General features: G+C 67.9%; 20 protein-coding genes. 14 read left to right on the top strand and 6 right to left on the bottom strand.

Annotated elements, in window-relative coordinates:
• Window positions 1-35: 35 nt before the first annotated feature.
• Entirely contained in the window at window positions 36-704 is a 669-nt protein-coding gene (locus RUR_RS30920) for a hypothetical protein (RefSeq protein WP_283138752.1), read from the bottom strand.
• 229 nt (window positions 705-933) lie between these two features.
• Between RUR_RS30920 and RUR_RS30915 the strand changes: the two genes are divergently transcribed.
• The 3 genes from RUR_RS30915 to RUR_RS30905 all read left to right on the top strand — a co-directional run bounded on the left by RUR_RS30915 (window position 934) and on the right by RUR_RS30905 (window position 4,669).
• Window positions 934-2,949, top strand: a complete 2,016-nt coding sequence (locus RUR_RS30915; RefSeq protein ID WP_283138751.1) for a sensor histidine kinase — start codon at window positions 934-936, stop codon at window positions 2,947-2,949.
• 13 nt (window positions 2,950-2,962) lie between these two features.
• Window positions 2,963-3,595, top strand: a complete 633-nt coding sequence (locus RUR_RS30910; protein ID WP_346349082.1) for a response regulator transcription factor — start codon at window positions 2,963-2,965, stop codon at window positions 3,593-3,595.
• A gap of 237 nt (window positions 3,596-3,832) precedes the next feature.
• Entirely contained in the window at window positions 3,833-4,669 is an 837-nt protein-coding gene (locus tag RUR_RS30905; RefSeq protein WP_283138749.1) for an alpha/beta fold hydrolase, read from the top strand.
• A gap of 25 nt (window positions 4,670-4,694) precedes the next feature.
• Here the strand turns inward: RUR_RS30905 and RUR_RS30900 are convergent, their stop codons facing one another.
• The gene (locus RUR_RS30900) at window positions 4,695-4,982 is read right to left on the bottom strand and encodes a hypothetical protein (protein WP_283138748.1); all 288 of its coding nucleotides are present in this window, start codon (window positions 4,980-4,982) and stop codon (window positions 4,695-4,697) included.
• Window positions 4,983-5,456: 474 nt separating this feature from the next.
• Between RUR_RS30900 and RUR_RS30895 the strand changes: the two genes are divergently transcribed.
• The 4 genes from RUR_RS30895 (at window position 5,457) to RUR_RS30880 (ending at window position 9,616) form a co-directional block, all read left to right on the top strand.
• Window positions 5,457-6,989, top strand: a complete 1,533-nt coding sequence (locus RUR_RS30895) for a glycosyltransferase family 2 protein (RefSeq protein ID WP_283138747.1) — start codon at window positions 5,457-5,459, stop codon at window positions 6,987-6,989.
• Between the two features lie 79 nt (window positions 6,990-7,068).
• Complete coding sequence (locus tag RUR_RS30890) at window positions 7,069-8,115, top strand: energy-coupling factor ABC transporter permease (RefSeq protein ID WP_283138746.1); 1,047 nt, start codon at window positions 7,069-7,071, stop codon at window positions 8,113-8,115.
• On the top strand, window positions 8,052-8,882 hold the full coding sequence (gene cbiQ / locus RUR_RS30885; RefSeq protein WP_346349081.1) for a cobalt ECF transporter T component CbiQ: 831 nt from the start codon (window positions 8,052-8,054) through the stop codon (window positions 8,880-8,882). Before RUR_RS30890 ends, cbiQ begins: the two co-directional genes overlap by 64 nt.
• On the top strand, window positions 8,879-9,616 hold the full coding sequence (locus RUR_RS30880; protein WP_283138744.1) for an energy-coupling factor ABC transporter ATP-binding protein: 738 nt from the start codon (window positions 8,879-8,881) through the stop codon (window positions 9,614-9,616). The genes cbiQ and RUR_RS30880 overlap by 4 nt, the downstream gene beginning before the upstream one ends.
• Here the strand turns inward: RUR_RS30880 and RUR_RS30875 are convergent.
• The gene (locus tag RUR_RS30875) at window positions 9,610-10,638 is read right to left on the bottom strand and encodes a potassium channel family protein (protein WP_283138743.1); all 1,029 of its coding nucleotides are present in this window, start codon (window positions 10,636-10,638) and stop codon (window positions 9,610-9,612) included. The genes RUR_RS30880 and RUR_RS30875 overlap by 7 nt on opposite strands.
• An 88-nt stretch (window positions 10,639-10,726) precedes the next feature.
• Here RUR_RS30875 and RUR_RS30870 point away from each other — a divergent pair, with 88 nt between their 5' ends.
• Genes RUR_RS30870 through RUR_RS30860 form a run of 3 tightly spaced genes read left to right on the top strand, consistent with a single transcriptional unit; the run spans window position 10,727 to window position 12,579 of the window.
• Entirely contained in the window at window positions 10,727-11,071 is a 345-nt protein-coding gene (locus tag RUR_RS30870; RefSeq protein ID WP_283138742.1) for an STAS domain-containing protein, read from the top strand.
• Between the two features lie 54 nt (window positions 11,072-11,125).
• On the top strand, window positions 11,126-11,899 hold the full coding sequence (locus tag RUR_RS30865; protein WP_283138741.1) for an SDR family NAD(P)-dependent oxidoreductase: 774 nt from the start codon (window positions 11,126-11,128) through the stop codon (window positions 11,897-11,899).
• Window positions 11,900-11,949: 50 nt separating this feature from the next.
• On the top strand, window positions 11,950-12,579 hold the full coding sequence (locus RUR_RS30860; protein WP_283138740.1) for a rhomboid family intramembrane serine protease: 630 nt from the start codon (window positions 11,950-11,952) through the stop codon (window positions 12,577-12,579).
• Between the two features lie 63 nt (window positions 12,580-12,642).
• Here the strand turns inward: RUR_RS30860 and serC are convergent, their stop codons facing one another.
• Entirely contained in the window at window positions 12,643-13,752 is a 1,110-nt protein-coding gene (gene serC, locus RUR_RS30855) for a phosphoserine transaminase (protein ID WP_283138739.1), read from the bottom strand.
• Between the two features lie 644 nt (window positions 13,753-14,396).
• Window positions 14,397-15,503 (bottom strand): citrate synthase 2, encoded by a 1,107-nt coding sequence (locus RUR_RS30850; RefSeq protein WP_283138738.1) that lies wholly within the window; start codon window positions 15,501-15,503, stop codon window positions 14,397-14,399.
• Between the two features lie 151 nt (window positions 15,504-15,654).
• Between RUR_RS30850 and pdxH the strand changes: the two genes are divergently transcribed.
• The 4 genes from pdxH (at window position 15,655) to RUR_RS30830 (ending at window position 20,804) form a co-directional block, all read left to right on the top strand.
• Window positions 15,655-16,320 (top strand): pyridoxamine 5'-phosphate oxidase, encoded by a 666-nt coding sequence (gene pdxH, locus RUR_RS30845; RefSeq protein WP_283138737.1) that lies wholly within the window; start codon window positions 15,655-15,657, stop codon window positions 16,318-16,320.
• Entirely contained in the window at window positions 16,310-17,563 is a 1,254-nt protein-coding gene (locus tag RUR_RS30840; RefSeq protein ID WP_283138736.1) for an MFS transporter, read from the top strand. Before pdxH ends, RUR_RS30840 begins: the two co-directional genes overlap by 11 nt.
• Before the next feature lie 277 nt (window positions 17,564-17,840).
• Window positions 17,841-18,542, top strand: coding sequence for an iron-dependent transcriptional repressor DtxR (locus RUR_RS30835; RefSeq protein WP_283138735.1), 702 nt, complete (start codon window positions 17,841-17,843; stop codon window positions 18,540-18,542).
• A 45-nt stretch (window positions 18,543-18,587) separates the two neighbouring features.
• Entirely contained in the window at window positions 18,588-20,804 is a 2,217-nt protein-coding gene (locus tag RUR_RS30830) for an ATP-binding SpoIIE family protein phosphatase (RefSeq protein ID WP_283138734.1), read from the top strand.
• A 4-nt stretch (window positions 20,805-20,808) separates the two neighbouring features.
• Here RUR_RS30830 and RUR_RS30825 read toward each other — a convergent pair whose 3' ends face one another.
• Window positions 20,809-20,973 carry a hypothetical protein gene (locus RUR_RS30825; RefSeq protein WP_283138733.1) on the bottom strand — a complete coding sequence of 55 codons (165 nt, stop codon included), beginning with the start codon at window positions 20,971-20,973 and terminating at the stop codon, window positions 20,809-20,811.
• Window positions 20,974-20,995: the final 22 nt, after the last annotated feature.

The raw sequence follows: 20,995 nt of genomic DNA, 5'->3' as shown, positions 1-20,995 counted from the left end.
TGGCGCGGTTCTTCGTTAGAGGGCGGGTTCCTCTGTCAGCGACGTAGCTGCCGGGGGACGGTCAGCTCCGGACGCAATGCGAGCAGGACCCCCAGCATGCCGTACCCGACGATCAAGTAGCCGGCGCCGACCCATCGGCCGACGGGTTCGCCGAGCGCGAAGAGCGACGGGATGGACACGAACGCCCAGCTCTCCGCGACCAGAACCCACCACCGCACGATTCCACTCCACCGGCCCTCGAACACGATCTTCATGCTGATCACGAACATGCCCACCATCGACAGCGGCCAGAAGAGGTCGATCACCGCCAGCCATGTCGCATCGCGCATGTCGAGGGGCAGGATTCCGTGCAGCAGTGACCACAGGCAGGCCGGGATCAGCAGTCCAAGCTCGACTTTGAGCATGATCATGGAGACGCGTGATGTCCCGGTCGCCCGGGTTCGCATCTGCACCGTGACCAGCGCGATCAGGCCGAACTGGAAGATCAGCGCGGTGAGGTTGTTGATTCGCGAGCCCAGCCCGTCACCGTTGGGGCCGACCACGAAGTTGACCGCCGCCCAGGGCACCGTGCAGGCCGTCAGCGTAAGCCCGAGGCGGCGGATCGTCCGGGCCGTGATCGGGACATGGCGGTCGGTGGGTAGGGTGTCGGCGGCCCCGACATCTGTTCGTGCCCTGGCGGGTGTGTTGGTGATATGTGCGTCCATCGTCGGTTGGTTCCTTTCCACGGGGACGCCGGTGCGCCGCCCGGGTCCCACCATCCGCGTCCTCGGCCCCGGCTACGCAGGGTCGGCGGTCCCGAGCTCGGTCCTCGATGTTTCCCGATCCGGTCGGGACGGTAGTCTCGGGACAATCGGGACACTCCTGGCGAGAATGCAACTTGTGGAGAACGTGACACCGCGCGGTCCGACGGCAACGCGCCACCTGGCAGGCACGTTGGCTGTCGCCGCCGTCGCACTGGCCATCGGCACGATCCTTCTGGACATCCGCAACCGCGGGGTGGAAGTGCCGAGCGGTGCTGGGTTCGAGTCGGGCTGGACGCTGGCACTGACCGGTCTCGCGCAGGTGCTGCCAGGCGTTCTTCTCCTCCGGCGGCTGCCACGGCACTCGGTCGCCTGGGTCCTGACCATCTCCGGCCTGGCCTGGGTCCTGGACGGTTTCGCCGTCGGCTGGGCCACGTACGCGATCTACGTGGCGCCGGGCACGCCGGGTGCCTCGGCCGCCTACTGGTTCTATGCGCGGTTCGGCGCGACGCTGCTGCTCGGGCTGCCGCTGCTGATCCTGATGTTCCCCGGCGGGCGCCTGCCGACGGCCAGACTGTGGCGCGGGCTTTCCGTGATCAGTCTCGCGCTGACCGCGCTGCTGCCGGCGGTGATGATGGTGGTGCCGCAGTCGGTGTTGGCGCGCTACCTCGCCACGCCGCTGCCTCCCGAGATCGCGCGGCTCGCGTTCGACCCGTTCGGCATCGAACTGCCGTACGGCTTCTGGCTGCCGATCCTGAAGATCGCGTACACCGGGGTGGTGGTGAGCCTGGTGGTGCCGTTCGCGGTCATGGTCCACCGCTACCGTTCCGCCGACCCCGACCGGCGGGCACAGATCCGCTGGCTGATGTGGGCCGCGCTCGTGGACATGTTCGTGCTGCTGGTGGGGTACGTGCTGCCGCCGGAGCTCTCCTCCGGGGCCACGCTCGGTCTGGCGATCGCGCTCACCTCCTCCGCCGTGGTGGTCGCGGTGACCAAGTACCGGTTGTACGACATCGACAGGTTGCTCCCGGCGACAGCCCTGTACGGCATACTCGCCGTATTGGTGATCTTGGTGGATGTAGCCGTGTTCACCGCCGTCGGCACCGTGCTCGACGAGCGAAACTCCGCGCTCGCCGCGCTCGCGATCGTCGCGGCGGTCTACCTGCCGCTGCGAACCTGGCTGGTGCGGGTGATCCGCCGACTGGTGCGCGGATCGCGGGAGGATCCGTACGCGACGGTGTCGACGCTGGCCAAGCGGCTCGAACTGGCCACCGACCCGGATGCGCAGCTCGTCGCGGTGGCACGAACGCTTGCCGACGCGTTCCGGCTGTCCTACGTCCGGGTGGAGATCGAGCGCCCGGGAGGAAAGCGCTCGGTGGTGGAGTACGGCTCACCGCGAGGCCCGTCGGTGTCGCTGCCGGTCGCGTACCGTGCCGAACAGGTCGGGAGACTGGTGTTGTGCCGGACCGACCTGACCGAACGGGACCAGCAGCTTCTAGGCGATTTGGTACGCCAGGCGGCCGCGGCGGCACGCGCTTCGGAACTCAGCGCCGACCTGCAACGTATCCGCGCCCGGCTCGTGGTCACCCGTGAGGAGGAACGTCGCAGGCTGCGGCGGGACCTGCACGACGGGCTGGGCCCGAGCCTGGGTGCGGTGGCGTTGCGGATCGAGACCGCCCGGAACCTGACCCGCACGTCACCCGCCGAGGCCGACCGGATGCTCGACCAGACGGCCACCGAGGTCGCCACCGTCATGGCGGATATCCGGCAGATCGTGCACGACCTGCGTCCACCCGCACTCGATGAACTTGGTTTGCTGCGGGCGGTCCGGCAGCAGGCGGACCGTTTCCGATCGAGCGGCCTTGAGGTCGTCGTCACCGGCGACGAGTCGCTCGACGCGCTGCCGGCCGCGGTGGAGGTGGCGGCGTACCGGATCGTGTCGGAGGCGTTGACGAACGTCGTCCGGCATGCGAATGCCTCGCGCTGCGACATCACCCTGAGGGTGAACGCGGGAGTGCTCGACGTCCTGGTACGCGATGATGGTGTGGGAATCGGAGCGGATGTCATAGCCGGTGTAGGGATGTTCTCGCTCCGGGAGCGGGCGGCCGAGCTCGGCGGTGACTGTGAGATCACCTGCCCGGCCGAGGGCGGAACACTGGTCCATGCGACCGTTCCGCTGGAACAGGTATCGGAGGTGGTAGATGTCTGATGAGCCGATCCGGGTGTTCCTCGCCGATGACCACCCGGTGTACCGGGACGGCCTGGCGACGCTGCTGAGCTCGATGTCCGGCATCGAGGTGGTGGGTACGGCCGGTACCGGGCTGGAAGCGGTCGAGCTGGCCACGGAAGTACAGCCGGACGTGGTGGTGATGGACATCCGGATGCCTGGGCTGGACGGGATCGAGGCGACCCGGCGGATCGCCGCGCACAGCCCGCACATCGGGGTGGTCATGCTGACGATGTCCGAGGAGGATGCCACCCTGTTCGCCGCGATGCGGGCCGGGGCACGCGGCTACCTGTTGAAGGGCGCGAATCAGGCCGAGATCGGGCGGGCGATCACCGCGGTCGCCAACGGCGAGGCAATCTTCGGCCCCACGGTCGCGCGCCGCGTGGCGGAGTTCCTGACCAATGGGCCGGCGGCCTCCAAAGATCACGTGTTCCCGCAGCTCACCCCACGTGAGCGTGAAATCCTGTCCCTGATCGCGGCCGGAAGGTCGAACGCGCAGATCGCATCGTCACTGTTCCTGTCGCAGAAAACCGTGCGCAACAACGTCTCGAACATCTTCGCCAAGCTGCACGTCGCCGACCGCGCCGAGGCCATCATCCAAGCCCGCGACGCCGGCCTCGGCCGCTGATTCTTCCGGTGCGTATGTCTGGGTGTCGGCGGTCGATGGCGACCGATCCTGGTTGAGCGCCAAGACTACGAAGCCCCAGTCCGAGCCTTGATCGTTTTGTACGGCCGATGGCGGCGGCGTGGCTCACCAGGCAAGCCGGGTGGGCCGGTGTAAGAAATCTTGCTTGGGAGCGACGATTCCGGCTCACGGCTGCAGTCTCCTCTTTGAAACACCACAGCGCTGGTCCAGGAGGCTGCGATGAACCACTCGACGAACGTCACCACCGGGTCGCTCAAGGTCCCCGATGGGACTCTGTACTACGAGGTACGGGGCCAGGGCCCCCTCGTGGCGCTGGTGGGGGCGCCGATGGACGCCAGGGCGTTCGCGCCGCTGGCCGATCTGCTCGCCGCAGAACACACGGTGCTCACCACCGATCCGCGGGGCATCAACCGCAGCACCCTCAACGATCCTGAGCAGGACTCGACCCCGGAGCTACGGGCCGACGACCTCTCCCGGCTGCTGACCCATCTGAACGCCGGCGAGGCCGCGGTCTTCGGGTCCAGTGGGGGTGCGGTCACCGCGCTCGCCTTCGCCATCGCTCATCCCGGGCAGGCGCATACGGTGATCGCGCACGAACCTCCGCTGGACGAACTACTGGCGGATCGTGCGCAGCTGCATGCCCAGACCGAGGACTTCATCGCCACCTATCTTGCCGGTGACGTGATCGGTGCATGGGCGAAGTTCATGGTCACGGCCAACATCCAACTCCCCGAGGGTGCGTTGGAGATGATGTACGGCGGGGAGCGCGACCCTCAGCAGGTCGCCGATGAGCGCCGCTGGTTCGCCCACGAGATCCGGGGGACCACCCACTGGCGGCCCGACTTGGACGCGCTGCGGTCGGTGAGAACCAGGATCGTGATCGGAATCGGGGAGGACTCGACCGGCGAGCTCTGCGACCGTACGTCAACCGCACTCGCCGCGGAACTGGGCATCGATCCGGCAATCTTCCCCGGCGGCCACATCGCCTTCGCCGACGACCCCAAGGCTTTCGTCCCTCGACTGCGTGAAGTTCTTCGCGCCCTACCGCGCGACTGAGCCGGCACGGCTTTACGGGGGCGGCTCAGCTCTGGGGTGGATGTGATGGGGGAAGAGAGTCCCCGTTGATGTCAAGGGCCCGCCGGACGGCTTGGGTGGTGGCGTGTTTGACGTCGCCGGGGGCGGTGTCCACGGGGGAGTCTTTGATTCGGGTGACTGCGATGCGTAGAGCGGGAGCGTTGGCGGGAAGCCGTTTCAGGGCGTCTTGGGCGCCTTCGACGGCTTCCTGGGCCAGGTGGGCGTCGTAGGAGCCGCCGTACCGGGCATTGGGGCCGTGTACGTCCATGCGCCAGGCGAACGCCTGGTCGGTCACCGGTGCCACCTCGTGTTCGGAGGCCGGGGTCACCTCGACGGTGACTTCGGCCCAGTGGGCGGTGGCGTGGGCCTGATGGGCTAACCGGAATGTGGCTCTTATGGGGGCGTCGGATACCCAAAGTGGGTCGGTGGCCATCTCTCCAGGGCCGATTGAATGATGGGCTATTGCTTCATTGACCTGGGCGAACGTCCATTCTTTCGGCATCCGTGCTCTGTCGGTTACGGGTCCGGGAGCAGGCGGCCATGCGGGACGCGGTGAATGTGCATAAAGCCTGGAAGATAGGTTAATGCGCGGTATGTAGGACCTCGGCGGCAGTCGGGTGGTCGCTGAAACGGGGCACAAGGTTGTGTTAAGGGCGCTAGTGTGGCCACCACACCGGTGGACGGGCACCCGCGAGGGGCACCGGTTTCCAACGATCATCGATGCTCCCACGGCGGGAGGCGCCTTCGTGCGCCTGGAGGAGGGATCCGGGTGGCCGCACCCTCGGTCTCGGTAATTGTCGCTGTTTACAATGTGGAGGATTTCCTCGGCGAATGCCTCGACTCGGTGCTTGGGCAGAGTATCGGGCGGGGGAACCTTGAGCTCATCGCCGTCAACGACGGCTCAACTGACGGCTCCGCCGCCATCCTCGATGACTATGCCACGAAAAATCCAGAAGTAACGGTCATCCATCAGCCGAACTCCGGGGGGCCGGGGGCGCCGCGGAACGTCGCGCTGGATCGGGCCAGGGGAGACTACGTCTTCTTCCTCGATTCCGACGACTATCTCGGCTCGGAGGCGCTGGAGCGCATGGTCGCGATGGCCGAGCGGAACGGGTCCGACGTCGTCCTGGGGAAGATGGTCGGCACGGGCGGACGTCAGGTGCCGGAGTCGATGTTCCGTCAGAGTCGCGACAAGGCCGACCTTTACCGGCACAACGTGTACAACACCTTGTCTCCCACCAAGCTCTACCGCCGGGCGTTGATCGAGCGGCTCGGGCTTCGTTTCCCCGAGGGCCTCCGTACCGGTGAGGATCAGCCTTTCACCGCGCTCGTCTACTTCAACGCCGAAGCGATCTCGGTGGTCGCCGACTACGACTGCTACTACGCGACCCGCCGGCCCGGACATGTCAGCCTGACCCAGGCAGGCAGCGATCACCTGGAGCGTCTCCCGCAGGTCGCCGAGATGATGGAACTGGTCGCCAAGCACGTCGAGCCGGGGGAAAACCGGAATCGCCTTTTGTTGCGACATATCCGGCAAGAGATCGTCAGCCGCTTCCAGGCCCGCTGGCTCGCGATGGAGGAGCCGGACAAGGAGCGGGTCTTCCAGGAGAGCAGGCGTCTGCTGGACCGCTGGCACAACGAGTGGATTCAGGACCAGCTCGCGCCCTGGGACGCCCTGCGGGCCCACTGCGTGGCGAACGGGCTGCGCAAAGAGCTCGAGGACATCGCCCACTGCTCGGCCGAGGAGGCGGAGTCGTCGGCGATCGTGGACGACAAGCAGGTCTTCGCGAACTACCCGCATTTCCGGAAGTCCGCGATCCCCGATGAAATGTACGAGCTGACCAAGCGGATCAAGACACGCTGCTCGCTGGAGCACGCCAAGGTCGACGGCTCGGTCGTGGTTCTCCGCGGGACCGCATATCTCACCGTTATCGGCGCGTATGACACCACCGTCGACATCGTCGTACAGTCCCGGGACAAGCAGAAGAAACGTCGGGTTTCCGCCGTGATGGAGCCGACACCGGACCTCACGGAAGGTTCCTACGCCTACCCGGCCGCGGCGTTCACCGCCCGGATCGCGGACTGGCCGCTCGGCACCTGGGATCTGTTCGCGGTCGTCGGGTCGCAGGGGCTGGAGCGCCGGGTGCGGCTGGCCACGCCCGAGGACGAACCGGAGAACGGCCGGGGCACGATCCGGCTTTTCACCACGGGACACGGCAATCTCAGCGTACGGGTGACCCCGAAGGTGTCCTTCCTGCGGAAGGTCGTCCGAAAGCTCCGGAAGATGCTCTCCCGGCGTTAGATCGATCTGTTGCGAGTTATTTGCAGGTGCCAGCACGTGTTCTAAAGTTGCCGGTGGATCACACTCCACGGAGGCTGCCGTGCACGTGCCCGATGGATTCTTCACCGTTCCCGTCTCCGTCTCGGCCGCCGCGGTGGCGGTGGCCGGCGTCACCGTCTGTCTGCGGGGCGCGCGGAAAGAGCTCGACGACCGGACCGCGCCGATGGCCGGTCTGGTGGCCGCATTCGTGTTCGCCGTACAGATGCTGAATTTTCCCGTCGCCGTGGGGACGAGCGGCCATCTGCTCGGGGGTGCGCTCGCCGCGATACTCGTCGGCCCTTACACCGGGGTCTTATGTATCGCGGTGGTGCTGCTCGTCCAGGCGCTCTTCTTCGCCGACGGCGGGCTCACCGCGCTCGGCGTCAACATCGGATTGTTGGGGATCGTCACGGTTCTGGTGGGGTACGGCGTATTCCGGCTGGTCACCCGGTTCGCCCCGAGAAGCCGGGCCGCGATCGGCATCGGCTCCTTCACCGCCGCGTTGATCTCGGTCCCGGTGTCCGCGCTCGTCTTCACCCTGCTCTACGCGGTGGGCGGCACGTCCTCGATCGAGATCGGTACGGTCGCCACGGCGATGGTCGGCGTGCACACCCTGATCGGGATCGGCGAGGGCTTGATCACCATGGTCGCGGTGTCGACCGTGCTCGCCGTCCGCCCCGATCTCGTGTACGGCGCACGCGCGCTCGCCCGGCCGCTTCTGCTCCGTCGGGCCGACGGCTCGCCGATACCCGCGGACGCGGAGCGGGCCGAGCCGCGGCGCCGTACCAGGCCCGTCCTGATCGGCGGGGTCGTGATTACGCTGCTGCTCGCGGGTGTGGTCGGCTTCTACGCGTCGAGCTCACCGGACGGGCTGGAGCGGGTGGCGGCCGACACCGGCTTCGACACGCAGGCGAAACCACATGATCTCGCCGATTCCCCACTTGGGGACTACGGCGTCAAGGGCGTGGAGAACGAGCGGATCTCGGTGGGCCTGGCCGGTGTGATCGGGGTGACGATCACGCTCCTGGCAGGCGGCGGTGTCGCGTGGGCCGCGCGTCGCCGTACCGAACATCGGCGGCGGGCGGGCAGGTCGGCCGCGGACGCCTGATCGCGATGGGGGCGGGGCACGCACACGGGCGGCTCTATCGGGCCGGGGACTCGATCGTGCACCGGCTGCCCCCGCAGTGCAAGCTGGTCGCGGTGGTCGCGTTCACCTTGGTGGTGGTGGCCACCGACCGGGAGAGGTTTCCGGCGTTCGCCGGGTATGCCGCCCTGTTGATCGTGGTGGCGGCGGTCGCGGGGATCCGGCCGCCGTTCATCCTCCGGCGGATGACGGTCGAACTGCCGTTCGTCCTGTTCGCGGTGGCGCTCCCGTTCCTGTCGCCGGGGCCGCGGGTCGAGGTGCTCGGCGTCTGGCTGAGCGTCGACGGCCTGCTGGCCGGCTGGAACATTCTGGCGAAAGCGACACTGGGGGTGGTCGCCTCGATTCTGCTCGCCGCGACCACCGAGCCGCGGATACTGCTGCTGGGTGCCGCGAGGCTTCGGCTGCCCCAGCTCATGGTGCAGATAGCCATGTTCATGCTGAGATATGCGGATGTGATCGTTGAAGAGATGCGGCGGATGAAGGTGGCCCGGGAGTCCCGCGCCTTCGCCGCCCGGAACCTCAAGCAGGTTCCGGTGATCGCACGGTCGGCGGGGGCGCTCTTCATCCGTTCCTATGAGCGCGGGGAGAGGGTGCATCTGGCGATGCTCAGTCGCGGCTACACCGGGACCTTTCCCGTTATAGACGATATTTCCGCATCAAGGTGGCAATGGGGGATAGCGGGGACGCTGCCGCTCACCGCGCTGGCGATCCTGGCCGGGAGCCTGCTGTGAACGCCTTGCGCGTCTCCGGGCTCGCCTACGCCTACCCGGACGGAACCCAGGCCCTCTTCGGCGTCGACCTCTCCCTCGAACGCGGCGAGCGGGTCGCCCTGCTCGGGCCGAACGGCGCGGGCAAGACCACCCTGGTGCTGCACCTCAACGGCATTCTCACCCCCGGCGCCGGGCAGGTCCACGTCGGCGGGCTTGAGGTCGGGCCCGCCCGGTTGCGTGAGATCCGGCGGCGGGTGGGGCTGGTCTTCCAGGATCCCGACGATCAGCTTTTCATGCCGACCGTACGGGAGGACGTGGCGTTCGGCCCGGCCAACCTGGGTCTACGCGGGTCCGAGCTTGAGCGGCGGGTGAAGGTCGCGCTCGCCAAGGTCGGCATGGCGCATGCGGCCGATCGGCCGCCGCACCACCTCTCCTTCGGACAGCGGCGCCGGGTCGCCGTGGCGACGGTGCTCGCGATGGAGCCGGAGATCCTGGTCCTGGACGAACCGTCCTCGAACCTCGACCCGGCGTCACGCCGCGAACTCTCCGAGATCTTGAAAAATCTGGATGTGACGGTGTTGATGGTCACGCACGACCTGCCGTACGCCCTGGAGATCTGCGAAAGATCCCTCATTCTTTCCGGCGGGGTCGTCGTCGCCGACGGCCCGACGCCCGAGATCCTCGCCGACGGCGAACTTCTCACCCGCCACCGCCTCGAACTCCCGTACGGCTTCGCGGTCCCAGGCGCTCAGTAGACGGAGTCGACGACGACGAGACGGTCGCCGGGGAGCAGACGGGCGGCGCGGAGGTCGTCGTAGTGCATGATCTCCCCGTCCCGCACCACCGCCAGCACGATCTGCGAACACTTGCTCGGTGGCTCCCCGACCTCCCCGGGCAGGATTTCGCGTTCGTGGAGGTCGAGTCCTTTGCCGGTGACCAGGAGGTCCTCGATCACCGAGATCACGGCGGGGCTCTCGGTCGCGACGCCCATCATCCGGCCGGCGGCCTCGGACGAGGTGATGACCTCGTTCGCCCCGCTCTGCCGGAGCAGCGGGTCGTTCTCGGCTTCGCGGACCGCGGCGACGATGGTGGCGGTGGGGTTGAGCTGGCGGGCGGTGAGGGTGGCGAGCGCGGCGGTGTCGTCCCGCTGCACCGCGATGATGATCTGCTTGGCCCGGGGTACCTCGGCTTGCTTGAGCACTTCGCTCCGGGTGGCGTCACCCACCACTCCGGTCAGGCCCTCGGTGTTCGCCAGGGAGATCACGGTGGCTCGCGGGTCGATGACGACCAGGGATTCGTGGGTACGGCCTGCGGCCAGGAGCGCGCGCACGGCGCTGCGTCCCTTGGTGCCGTATCCGATGATCACGGTGTGGTCGTGCACGCGGGACCTCCAGCGGGTGATTCTGATCTGTTCCTGGGTACGTCTGGTGAGGACCTCAAGGGTGGTCCCGACCAGGATGACCAGAAAGACGACACGGAGCGGGGTGATGGCGACGATGTTCACCAACCTGGCCATGTCGCTCACCGGGGTGATGTCGCCGTAACCGGTGGTCGAAACGGTTACGGTGGCGTAGTAGAGGGCGTCGAGTAGGGAGACCTTGTTGTCGGCGTTGTCTCGGTACCCATCGAGATCAAGCGCAACCAGGAGGAACACGGTACCGAGGACGATTCCCGCGTAGAACAGGCGTCGCAGCACCGCACGAAGCGGCCCCATCTTGATCTGCGGCAGCCGTACCCCCTGCGGGGCGGTCCCCTCGGCCTCAGCCTCTTCGTTCACACCGTGAGCTTAGGGGTACGGGAGATATGGACGGATGAATGGTAAGGATTGCATGCCGGAAGTGCCGCGAACCGCAGAGGAGAGACCGTTGAGACTGCGGTTGGCCAGGCGCGTCGACGACGGGGTGGTCGTGCTGACCGTCGCGGGGGAACTCGACCTGTTCACCGCCCCGATCCTCCGCCAGGAGGCCAAGGAAGCCATCAAACAGAACGGCGCGCACCTCGTCTTCGACCTGGAGGGGCTGGAGTTCATGGACTCAAGCGGCCTCTCCGCGCTTATCGAGACCTGGCGTCAGGCCGTGGCCGCAGGCGGCGGGTTGTGCCTGGCCGCCCCCCGGCACGCTGTGGCCAAGCTGCTGCAGACCACGGGCCTCGATCGCAGGTTCAAGATCTATCCCGACGCCGAGGCCGCCGTCGCGGCCCGGCAGGCCTGAGTTTTCGCCGGGCCGCCGCCGAGTCCCGTTCGGTCTCCGGGTTATGGTCCGGTCATGAACCTGAACGGAACAGCAGCAGTCGTCTCCGGTGGAGCCAGCGGCCTGGGTGAGGCCACGGTACGCGACCTCGCGGCCCACGGCGCGACCGTCGTCGTCGCCGACCTGAACGAGGAACGGGGCAAAGCGCTCGCCGACGAGGTGGGCGGAGTCTTCGTACGGACCGACGTCGTCGACGAGAACCAGGTGGCGGCGGCGGTGGACGCCGCGGTGGCCACGGGTAAGCCGCTCCGTGTCATCGTCAACAGCGCGGGCATCGCCGTCGCGGCGCGGACGGTCGGGCGGGACGGATCCCCGCACAGCCTGGCGGAGTACCGCAGGGTGATCGAGATCAATCTGATCGGCACCTTCAACCTGATGCGGATCGGCGCCGCGGCGATCGCCAAGACGGAGCCGGTGGACGCGGACGGGCAGCGCGGTGTCGTGATCAACACGGCGTCGGTCGCCGGGATCGAGGGACAGACCGGCCAGGTCGCCTACTCGGCCTCCAAGGGCGGGATCATCGGCATGACGCTGCCCGCCGCGCGCGACCTCGCCGCGGTCGGCGTCCGGGTGCTCACCATCTGCCCGGGGATCATCGAAACCCCGATCTACGGCAGCGGTCCCGAGGCGGAGGCGTTCAAGGCCAAGCTCGCCGCCCCGATCCCGTTCCCCAAGCGGATGGGGCGGGCCGACGAGTTCGCGCAGCTGGTCCGCTCGCTCGTGGAGAACGACTACATGAACGGCGAGGTGATCCGTTTCGACGGGGCGATCCGGTTCCAGCCCAAGTGAGTCCGCTCAGCGGTGTCGCGCGATCGGTCCCCGCTGCGTACCGTGAAGTCATGGGTCTTCCTCCGAACCACCGTTCCGACCTGGCGACAGGGTTTGTGGGCGCCGTGCGTGTCGCGGTCCTCGTGGCTCTCCTGGTCGCGGGGTTGTGGGCACTTGAGATCTTCGATTACGCCACCGGCTCCAGCCTGGACGGCTTCGGCATCAGGCCGCGCTCGTTGGACGGATTGCCGGGGATCGTACTGGCACCCTTCCTCCACTTCGGCTTCGACCATCTGATCGCCAACTCGCTCCCGCTGCTCGTTCTGGGGTTCTTCGCGGCGATGCGAGGGATCGGCAGGTTCCTGCTGGCGAGCGTGGTGATCATGCTGGTCAGCGGCGCCGGGGTCTGGCTGATCAGCCCGAGCGACAGCGTGACGATCGGCGCGAGCGGCATGGTGTTCGGGTACTTCGGCTACCTGGTCGCCCGGGGTGTGTTCGACCGGCGGACGGTCGACATCGCGCTCGCCGTCGTGTCGGTGGTGCTGTACGGCTCGCTGATCTGGGGCGTTCTCCCGTCCCAGCAGGGCGTGTCCTGGCAGGGCCACCTGTTCGGGCTGGTCGGCGGGGTGCTCGCGGCGTGGGTCATGCGCCGGCAGGCCGTCCGGCCTGTGCCGGGGACCGGCTCTCCCTACCTGGGGTGAGACCGGTATCGGCCGAGACGGTCGTCTCGGCCGATACCCGGTTCCGCAGCTGCGTGATTACGGTCAGAGGTTCTCGATCACGTGGTCGATGCACCGGGTGAGCGCCTCGACGTCGTCGGGGTCGACCGCCGGGTACATTCCGATCCGCAGCTGGTTGCGGCCCAGCTTGCGGTAGGGCTCGGTGTCGACGATGCCGTTGGCCCGCAGCGCCTTGGCGATCTGCGCGGCGTCGATTTCGTCGCTGAAGTCGATCGTGCCCACGACGTTGGAGCGCTGGGCCGGGTCCTGCACGAAGGGCGTGGCCACGGCGGAGGCGTCGGCCCAGGAGTAGAGCCGCCGGGCGGATTCCGCGGAGCGGGCGACGGACCCCTTGAGCCCGCCGAGGTTCAGCATCCAGTCGAGCTGGTCGGCGAGCAGGTAGATGGTCGCCAGCGCGGGCGTGTTGTACGTCTGGTCCTTGACCGAGTTGTCGATCGCCGTCGGCAGGCTGAAGAAGTCGGGGACGTACCGCCCGGTGGAGGCGATCTCGGTCACCCGCTCCAGCGCCGCGGGCGACATGAGGGCGATCCACAGGCCGCCGTCGGAGGCGAAGCACTTCTGCGGCGCGAAGTAGTAGCAGTCGTACTCGCTCGCCTCGACCGGCAGGCCGCCCGCGCCGGAGGTGGCGTCGACGAGGACGAGGCCGTCGGCGGCGGGGCGGACGATGGGCATCGCCACACCGGTGGAGGTCTCGTTGTGGGTCAGGGCGTAGACGTCGACGCCCTCCTCGGCCTGGGCGACCGGGTGCGATCCCGCCTCGGACTTGATCACGGTCGGGTCGTCCAGCCACGGGGCCTTGCGGACGGCCGAGGCGAACTTGGACGAGAACTCGCCGAACTGAAGGTGCTGGGACTTGCTCCGGATGAGACCGAACGCGGCGATGTCCCAGAAGGCGGTCGCGCCGCCGTTCCCCAGGACGACCTCGTAGCCGTCGGGGAGGTCGAAGAGGTCGCGGAGCCCGGTGCGGACCCGGCCCACGAGTGATTTGACCGGTTTCTGGCGGTGCGATGTGCCCATGAGCTTCGCGCCCTCTGCGGCGAGGGAGGCGAGTTGCTCGGGGCGTACCTTGGACGGCCCGCAGCCGAAACGGCCGTCGGCGGGCTTGAGCTCTTGCGGAATCACGATGTCAGCCACTCGCCCAAGCCTATCGACCTGCCTAGATGGTTCGTCCCGGGGTCCGGATTCTGAGATCTGACGTTCCATGATGATTATGTACTTAGTATGAAAAATCCGGATTAATCGCTCGGTGGGGATGCCGGATTACGGCCTTCGGTATTTCCCCGGGAACGGGAATCAGGTGCCGTCTAAACCGTGGACGGACCTGCCTGTCCGACCTTTCGGCACGAGCGTCCACAATGGTGAAGCACCCTGTGGAAAACCCTTTGCAACGGTCGACGGCCGCACTGCGGATGCCGTACGACCTGGAAGAAGATCGTACGCGCATCCACGTGGCGCGGGCCGGTCCGCGAGCGGACGCCGGACCCGCGTGGCGCCTTACCGGGCCGGCGGCGGACGGGGAAGGAACGACCTGATCTGATTTCAGTGATCAGGTGATCGGGTCGGCGCCGCGTGCCCGGGAATTTCAGAGACGCTGATTTAAAAAGACTATTCAAAGCGAGCTGTGAATTACATCACGCGAACATCACGGACGATCCGCGTAATGGTCGGAAGGGGATTTCACCTATGACTCTGAGTCGGTGACCCTGGGTCACTTTGGCGACTCAGAGTCATAGTCTGAAATCTCGTCGATCCCGTATCCGGTCCGGGGGACGGAAGGCCTAGAACCTGTCGACGACCTCGTCGGCGCCGGGCACCTCGCGCACGGAGCGCAGCGGTGGGCCCACATAGGTGGCGCTGGGGCGGACGAGCCTGCCCGTACGCTTCTGTTCGAGGATGTGCGCGGCCCAGCCGGCCGTTCGCGCGCAGGTGAACATCGACGTGAACATGTGCGAGGGGACTTCGGCGAAGTCCAGAATGATCGCCGCCCAGAACTCCACATTGGTGGCGAGCACCCGGTCGGGCTTGCGGGCGTGCAGCTCGGCGAGGGCCGCGTTCTCCAGCGCGACCGCGACCTCGTAACGCGGCGCGTTCAGCTCCTGGGCGGTACGGCGCAGCACGCGGGCCCGGGGGTCCTCGGCCCGGTAGACCCGGTGGCCGAAGCCCATGAGCCGCTCGCCGCCGTCGAGGGCCTGCTTGACGTAGACCTCGGCGTCGCCGATCCGCTCAACCTCTTCGATCATGTGCAGGACGCGGGCGGGGGCGCCGCCGTGCAGCGGGCCGGACATGGCGCCCACGGCACCGCTCATCGCGGCGGCGACGTCGGCACCGGTGGAGGCGATCACCCGCGCGGTGAAGGTCGAGGCGTTCATGCCGTGTTCGGCGGCGGAAGTCCAGTAGGCGTCGATCGCCTTCACATGCGCGGGATCGGGTTCGCCGCGCCATCGGACCATGAAGCGCTCGACGATGGTCCTGGCCTCGTCGACCCGCCGCTGGGGCACCATCGGCAGGCCGAGCCCGCGGGCGGACTGGGCGACGAAGCTCAGCGCGGTGACGCTGGCGCGCGCCAGGTCGTCCCGGGCCTGATTCTCGTCGATGTCGAGCAGCGGGCGCATGCCGTACGCGGGCGCGAGCATGGCCAGCGCACTCTGCACATCCACCCGGATGTCCCCGGAATGGACGGGGATGGGGTACGGCTCCGCCGGGGGCAGACCCGGCTGGAACTTGTTGTCCACGAGCAGACCCCAGACGTGTCCATAGGAGACACGACCGACGAGTTCCTCGATGTCAACGCCCCTGTAACGAAGGGCACCTCCTTCTTTGTCCGGTTCCGCGATCTCAGTCTCGAAAGCTACGACGCCTTCGAGACCGGGTTTGAAGTCGGACATACCCGGCCGCCTCCTCTGCTAGAAGCCTTGATGTCAAGATACCGGCGGCTCATATTCAACCCCCTGCCTTGTCGTCTCTGTTGGCCGGACCCCCGAAACGCGCCGGGGGCACTGCGGATCGCCTCGGCCGAACCGGGAAGAATACGGTCCCGTGGAGAGTCTCGACGACGTGGAAGTGCCGAATCTGACGGCACTTCGCCGTACTTACGAAGGAACGCCGCTCAACGAGGCCGATCTGGCCGCGGATCCGGTGACGCAATTCACAGCCTGGTTTTCCGAGGCGCTCGCCGCGGGGCTGACCGAACCGAACGCGATGGTCGTGGCGACCGCCACGCCGGACGGCCGCCCGAGCGCCCGTACCGTGCTGCTCAAGGGTTTCTCCGCCAAAGGGTTCGTCTTCTACACGAACTACGAGTCCCGCAAGGGCCGGGAGCTGGCCGCCAACCCCCGGGCGTGTCTCCTCTTCCCCTGGCACCCGCTCAAGCGCCAGGTGCTCGTCGAGGGCGAGGTGACCCGGCTCTCGCCGGAGGAGACCGCCGTCTACTTCCATTCCCGCCCGTACGGCTCGCGCCTGGGCGCCTGGGCTTCGCCCCAGTCCACCGTGGTCTCCTCCCGCGAGGAGCTCGACGCCCGCTACGCCGAGCTGGCCGCGCGCTGGCCGACCGAGGAGGCGGTGCCCGTACCGGACTTCTGGGGTGGGCTGCTGGTGGCCCCGGACACGTTCGAGTTCTGGCAGGGACAGATCAACCGGTTGCACGACCGGTTCCGATATCGACGATCGGCGGACGTCTGGACGGTGGAGCGCCTTGCTCCTTAACCTCATCCGGCGGCAGGCGGTCGACGTACGGCCGCTCCGGCACCCGGCGTTCCGCCGGCTCTGGTTCGGACAGAGCGTCTCGTTCATCGGTTTTCAACTCACCTCGACCGCCATGGCCGCCGAGATCTACGCGATCACCGACTCGTCGTTCTGGGTCGGGATGCTCGGCCCGGCCAATCTGATCCCCCTCATGGTCTTCGGGCTCTGGGGCGGGGCCGTCGCCGACGCGGTGGACCGCCGCAAACTCCTCATCGTCGGCGCGGTCGTCGCCTGGGCCGCGACCCTGGGCCTCCTCCTCCAGGCGGTGCTGGAGCTCCGCCAGGTCGGCCTGCTGCTCCTGCTGGCCGCGCTGCACTCCGCCGGTTTCGCGATCACGGCGCCGACGCGCGGGGCCATGGTCCCCAGGCTGGTGCCGCTGGAGGCGGTTCCCGCGGCCAACACCCTGAACTTCCTCGCCGGGAGCCTGGGCACGGTGCTCGGGCCGCTGCTCGGTGGGGTGGTGCTGGCCGGCGGCGGTTTCGCCCTCGCGTACGGGATCGACGCGGTGCTCTTCCTGGGCGGGCTGTACGCGGCCTGGCGGCTGCCCCCGATCCCTCCGCTCGGTGAGACGACCCGCCCCGGGATGCGGTCGGTGATCGAGGGGCTCCGCTTCCTGACGAAGCAGCCCGTGGTGCTGATGTCGTTCGTCGTGGACATCATCGCGATGGCCTTCGCCCTGCCCAAGGCGCTCTTCCCCGAGATCACGGAGCAGCGTTTCGGCGGGTCGGAGATCGCCTTCGGTTGGCTCAACGCCTCCATCGCGCTCGGCTCGGTCATCGGCGGCCTCGCCTCGGGCTGGGTCGGACGGGTACGGCGCCAGGGGATCGCCCTCACGCTCGTCATCGCGTTCTGGGGCCTGTCGGTGGCCGCCGCGGGACTCGCCCACGAGCTCTGGCTGATGGTGGCCCTGCTGGCCTGTGGCGGCGCGGCGGACATCGTTTCGGCCGTGTGGCGGCAGACGATCCTGCAGACGCACGCCCCGGACGAGATGCGGGGGCGGATGCAGGGCGTGTTCACCGTCGTGGTGGCCGGCGGCCCGCGACTCGGCGATCTTCGCGCCGGAACGACCGCCGTGGCCTGGGGGGCCGGGCCGGCGTGGGTGGGCGGCGGGCTGGTGTGCGCGGTACTGGTGTTGATCGTGGGACTGGCCGTGCCCGCCTTCCGTCACTACGATGCGGGCAAGCGCACGGAACCACCGGGGTGATCTTCCGGTCGTCGGACCGTTCACCGCAGGGTACGGGCCGGACGTCATCCGTATCCGGGTAAGACTCGCGCGAGCCGCCGTACCCTGGCATGCTCGTGGGACACGTCGAAGACGATCACTGTCGGCCCGTCCGGAATGATTCGGGTAGTCGGGCGGTTGTCCGTGGTCATAACCGTAGTTCTGCTGGATGATTGAGACCCGGTGAAGGTTGCCCGGGTAAGTCGTTCTCAGTCGGGAGGTTCTCCGACGTAGCATCGAGACAGGACGGGAGGAGCCGTTGACCGCACATGGCCTGATCGACACTACGGAGATGTACCTCCGTACGATCTACGAGCTGGAAGAAGAGGGGATCACGCCCCTGCGCGCCCGCATCGCGGAGCGACTCCAGCAGAGTGGCCCCACCGTCAGCCAGACCGTCGCCCGGATGGAGCGGGACGGGCTCGTCAAAGTGGAGGGCGACCGGCATCTCGCGATGACCGATCTCGGTCGTGTCCTCGCCACCCGGGTGATGCGCAAGCACCGGCTCGCCGAGTGCCTCCTCACCCAGGTGATCGGCATGCCGTGGGAGGACGTCCACATCGAGGCCTGCCGCTGGGAGCACGTCATGTCGGAGGCCGTGGAGTCCAGACTCGTCACCCTCCTGGACAATCCGACGGTCTGCCCGCACGGCAACCCCATCCCGGGTCTGGCCGAGCTGGGGGTGGAGGAGCACGCGGTAAAGGAATCGCTGGTCAGCACGATGACGGATGTCGCGGGGACCGAAGGGGTTCGCGTAATAGTCCGCCGGATTAGTGAACAAGTGCAAAGTGATCCTGCTGTGATGCTTAAACTCAAGCAAGTTGGGATACAACCCGGACGCGAGGTGACGCTCGTGGCGGGCGACAACGGTGTGCGGGTGATAGGTGACGACGAGGCCAGTAGCACCTCCGTGGATTTGCCGCGGGACGTCGCTGTGCATGTGTTTGTCGCCAAGCGTTAGACCGTTTCGCCCGATGGCATTCGGTCACGGCAAGGCGGCAACTGAATGAAGCGTTGGGGGGATGTGTCCCACGACACGGCGGACCAGCTCTCGGCTATGGCGGTGCTGGACCAGACGGATATGGCCGTGGTGGTGACGGATCGTTTCAGTAACGTTCTGTACTGGAACCCTTTCGCAGAGCGGCTTTTCGGGCGGGTTGACGACGACTCCTCGTCCCCCGCCCTGGCCCTCGGTATCGCGGAGAAGGATCAGCCGCTCGCCGTGGAGCTCGCCACCCACGTCCTGCGGGGCGGGGTGTGGGAGGGCACGTTCGACGTCGTCCGCGGCGACGGTTCGGTGATCTATGTACGGGCCCAGGCCGTACCGCTCCGGCACCCGGAGGGCGCCGTCACCGGCATCGTGATCATGGCCCGGGAGGCGATGCGCAGCAACGAGCGGGAAAAGGACCGCTTCGGGCTGCTTGAGCGGATCGGCGAACGCCTGGCCAGCTCCCTCTACCTGGAGGAGACGCTCAAACGCGTCGCCGAGATCCTGGTCCCCCAGTTCGCCGACCACTGCTTCATCGAGCTCAAGGAGGGGGAGCGGTTCGTCCGCCGCGTCTCCACCCACGTGCCCGGCTGGTCGCCGCCCCCGGGCACCTGGCGGCCGATCGGCGCCCACATCGAGTATCCGCCGGGACACTACGCCGACACCGCGGTCCGCCGGCAGGAGACCATCCTCGTCGAGGACTTCGCCAAGACCGTCCACGGCTACGAGACCACCGACGAGAGCGCCCGGCTGTGCGGTGAGATCGGGATGACCTCGGCCATCGTCGCCCCGCTCTGCGCCCGCGGCGAGGTGCTGGGGCTGATGTACCTCGGGCTCTCCAACCTCACCCGGCGCAGCTCCCCGCACTACGACACCTTCGACCGCGACTTCGCCGGCGCCATCGCCACCCGGGTCGCGCTCGCCGTGGACAACGCGCTCCTGTTCGAGGAGGAACGGCGTACCGCCGAGTCCTTCCAGCGGCACCTGCTTCCCCGGGAGCTGCCCCCCCTGGACGGCCTGGAGATCGCCGTCCGCTACTGCCCGGCCTCGCCGCTCGTCAGTCACGGCCAGGGCATCCAGACCCAGGTGGGCGGGGACTGGTACGACGTCATCGAGCTCAGCGCGGGCCGGGTCGGCATCGTCATCGGCGACGTCGAAGGCCGGGGGGCGCGGGCCGCGGCCGTCATGGGCCAGCTCCGTGCGGCGCTCCGGGCCTTCGCCCAGGACGACAAGTCCCCGGCGGACATCCTGGCCAGGCTGGACGAGTGGACCCGGACCATCGCCAACCCCGAGCGGGACCTGTACGGCGCCGACGTCAGCAACCCGCCGATCGTGACCTGCCAGTACCTGATCTACGACGCCTGGTCGCGGGAGCTCTCCTTCGCCAACGCCGGGCACGCGCCACCGCTGCTCCTGGTCGACGGCGAGGTCGACGAGCTGGAGATCGGCGAGGTGGGCCAGCCGCTCGGGGTGCGGCTCAACGCCATCCACGCCGACCTCGTCTACAAGGAGGAGACCCGTCTCCTTCCGCCCGGTTCCACCCTGCTGCTCTACACCGACGGCCTGATCGACCGGCGTCCGATCCGCGACGCCGAGGTCAAGGTCTACAGCGACGAGGAGTCGCTCGGCCTGCTGAAGAAGGCGCTGGTCCGGATCGGCGACTCCCCGGTGGAGGACATCGCCGACACGATCACCCTCGCGGTGCCCGGCGAGATCGACGACGACATGGCGATCCTGGTCGTCCGGTCGGTCGCCCAGGAACTCGACGTCGCCGAGCGCACCTTCCCCGCCGAACCGATCATGGTGGGTGAGGCGCGGCACATGGCGGCCCAGGCGTTCACCGACTGGATGGTCCCCGAGGAGCGCGCCGAACTCGCCTGCCTGCTCGTCTCCGAAGTGGTGACCAACGTGGTCCTGCACGCGGCCGGGGCACCCGCCCCCTCCAGGGGGTTCGGCTTCGACGCGGCGATGGACGAACCGTGGGACGACGAGGAGCAGGAGGAGGCGCCCTACCCCGGTAAGGAGTTCACCCTCCGGCTCCGGCGCGGCGCCGAGTCGGTCTGGGTGGAGGTCTTCGACCAGGACCTGCGGCTGCCGCGGATCCGCTCCGCGGGCGAGAACGACGAAGGCGGGCGCGGACTCTACCTCGTCGACCAGCTCGCCAACCGGTGGGGCTCCCGACCGACCCGGGAAGGCAAAGCCGTCTGGTTCGAAATCCCCACCAAGCTCCGCTGAGGCGCTACCGGTCGAACGTCTGGCCCCACAGGGCCAGCATGACCAGCACGAACACGATGATGATGCCCGCGTAGCCGACCTTGGGGAGCCGGAAGAACCTGGCGACCTTGTTGACCAGCCAGCAGGCGAGCAGCGCCAGGAAGATCAGAAGGATGATTCCGCCGTCCACCGCAGGCCTCCCGGGCAACTCG

This window comes from Rhizohabitans arisaemae, assembly GCF_025996515.1.
Taxonomy (GTDB): domain Bacteria; phylum Actinomycetota; class Actinomycetes; order Streptosporangiales; family Streptosporangiaceae; genus Rhizohabitans; species Rhizohabitans arisaemae.
The sequence above is the reverse complement of the archived record's forward strand: the minus strand, read 5'-3'. Positions and strand labels throughout refer to the sequence as shown.

Excerpts from the sequence above, each read along its gene's own strand:
- RUR_RS30865 (WP_283138741.1), top strand. The coding sequence starts at position 11,126 with ATGAACCTGAACGGAACAGCAGCAGTCGTCTCCGGTGGAGCCAGCGGC.
- RUR_RS30905 (WP_283138749.1), top strand. The coding sequence starts at position 3,833 with ATGAACCACTCGACGAACGTCACCACCGGGTCGCTCAAGGTCCCCGAT.
- RUR_RS30830 (WP_283138734.1), top strand. The coding sequence starts at position 18,588 with ATGAAGCGTTGGGGGGATGTGTCCCACGACACGGCGGACCAGCTCTCG.
- RUR_RS30860 (WP_283138740.1), top strand. The coding sequence starts at position 11,950 with ATGGGTCTTCCTCCGAACCACCGTTCCGACCTGGCGACAGGGTTTGTG.
- RUR_RS30850 (WP_283138738.1), bottom strand. The coding sequence starts at position 15,503 with ATGTCCGACTTCAAACCCGGTCTCGAAGGCGTCGTAGCTTTCGAGACT.
- RUR_RS30920 (WP_283138752.1), bottom strand. The coding sequence starts at position 704 with ATGGACGCACATATCACCAACACACCCGCCAGGGCACGAACAGATGTC.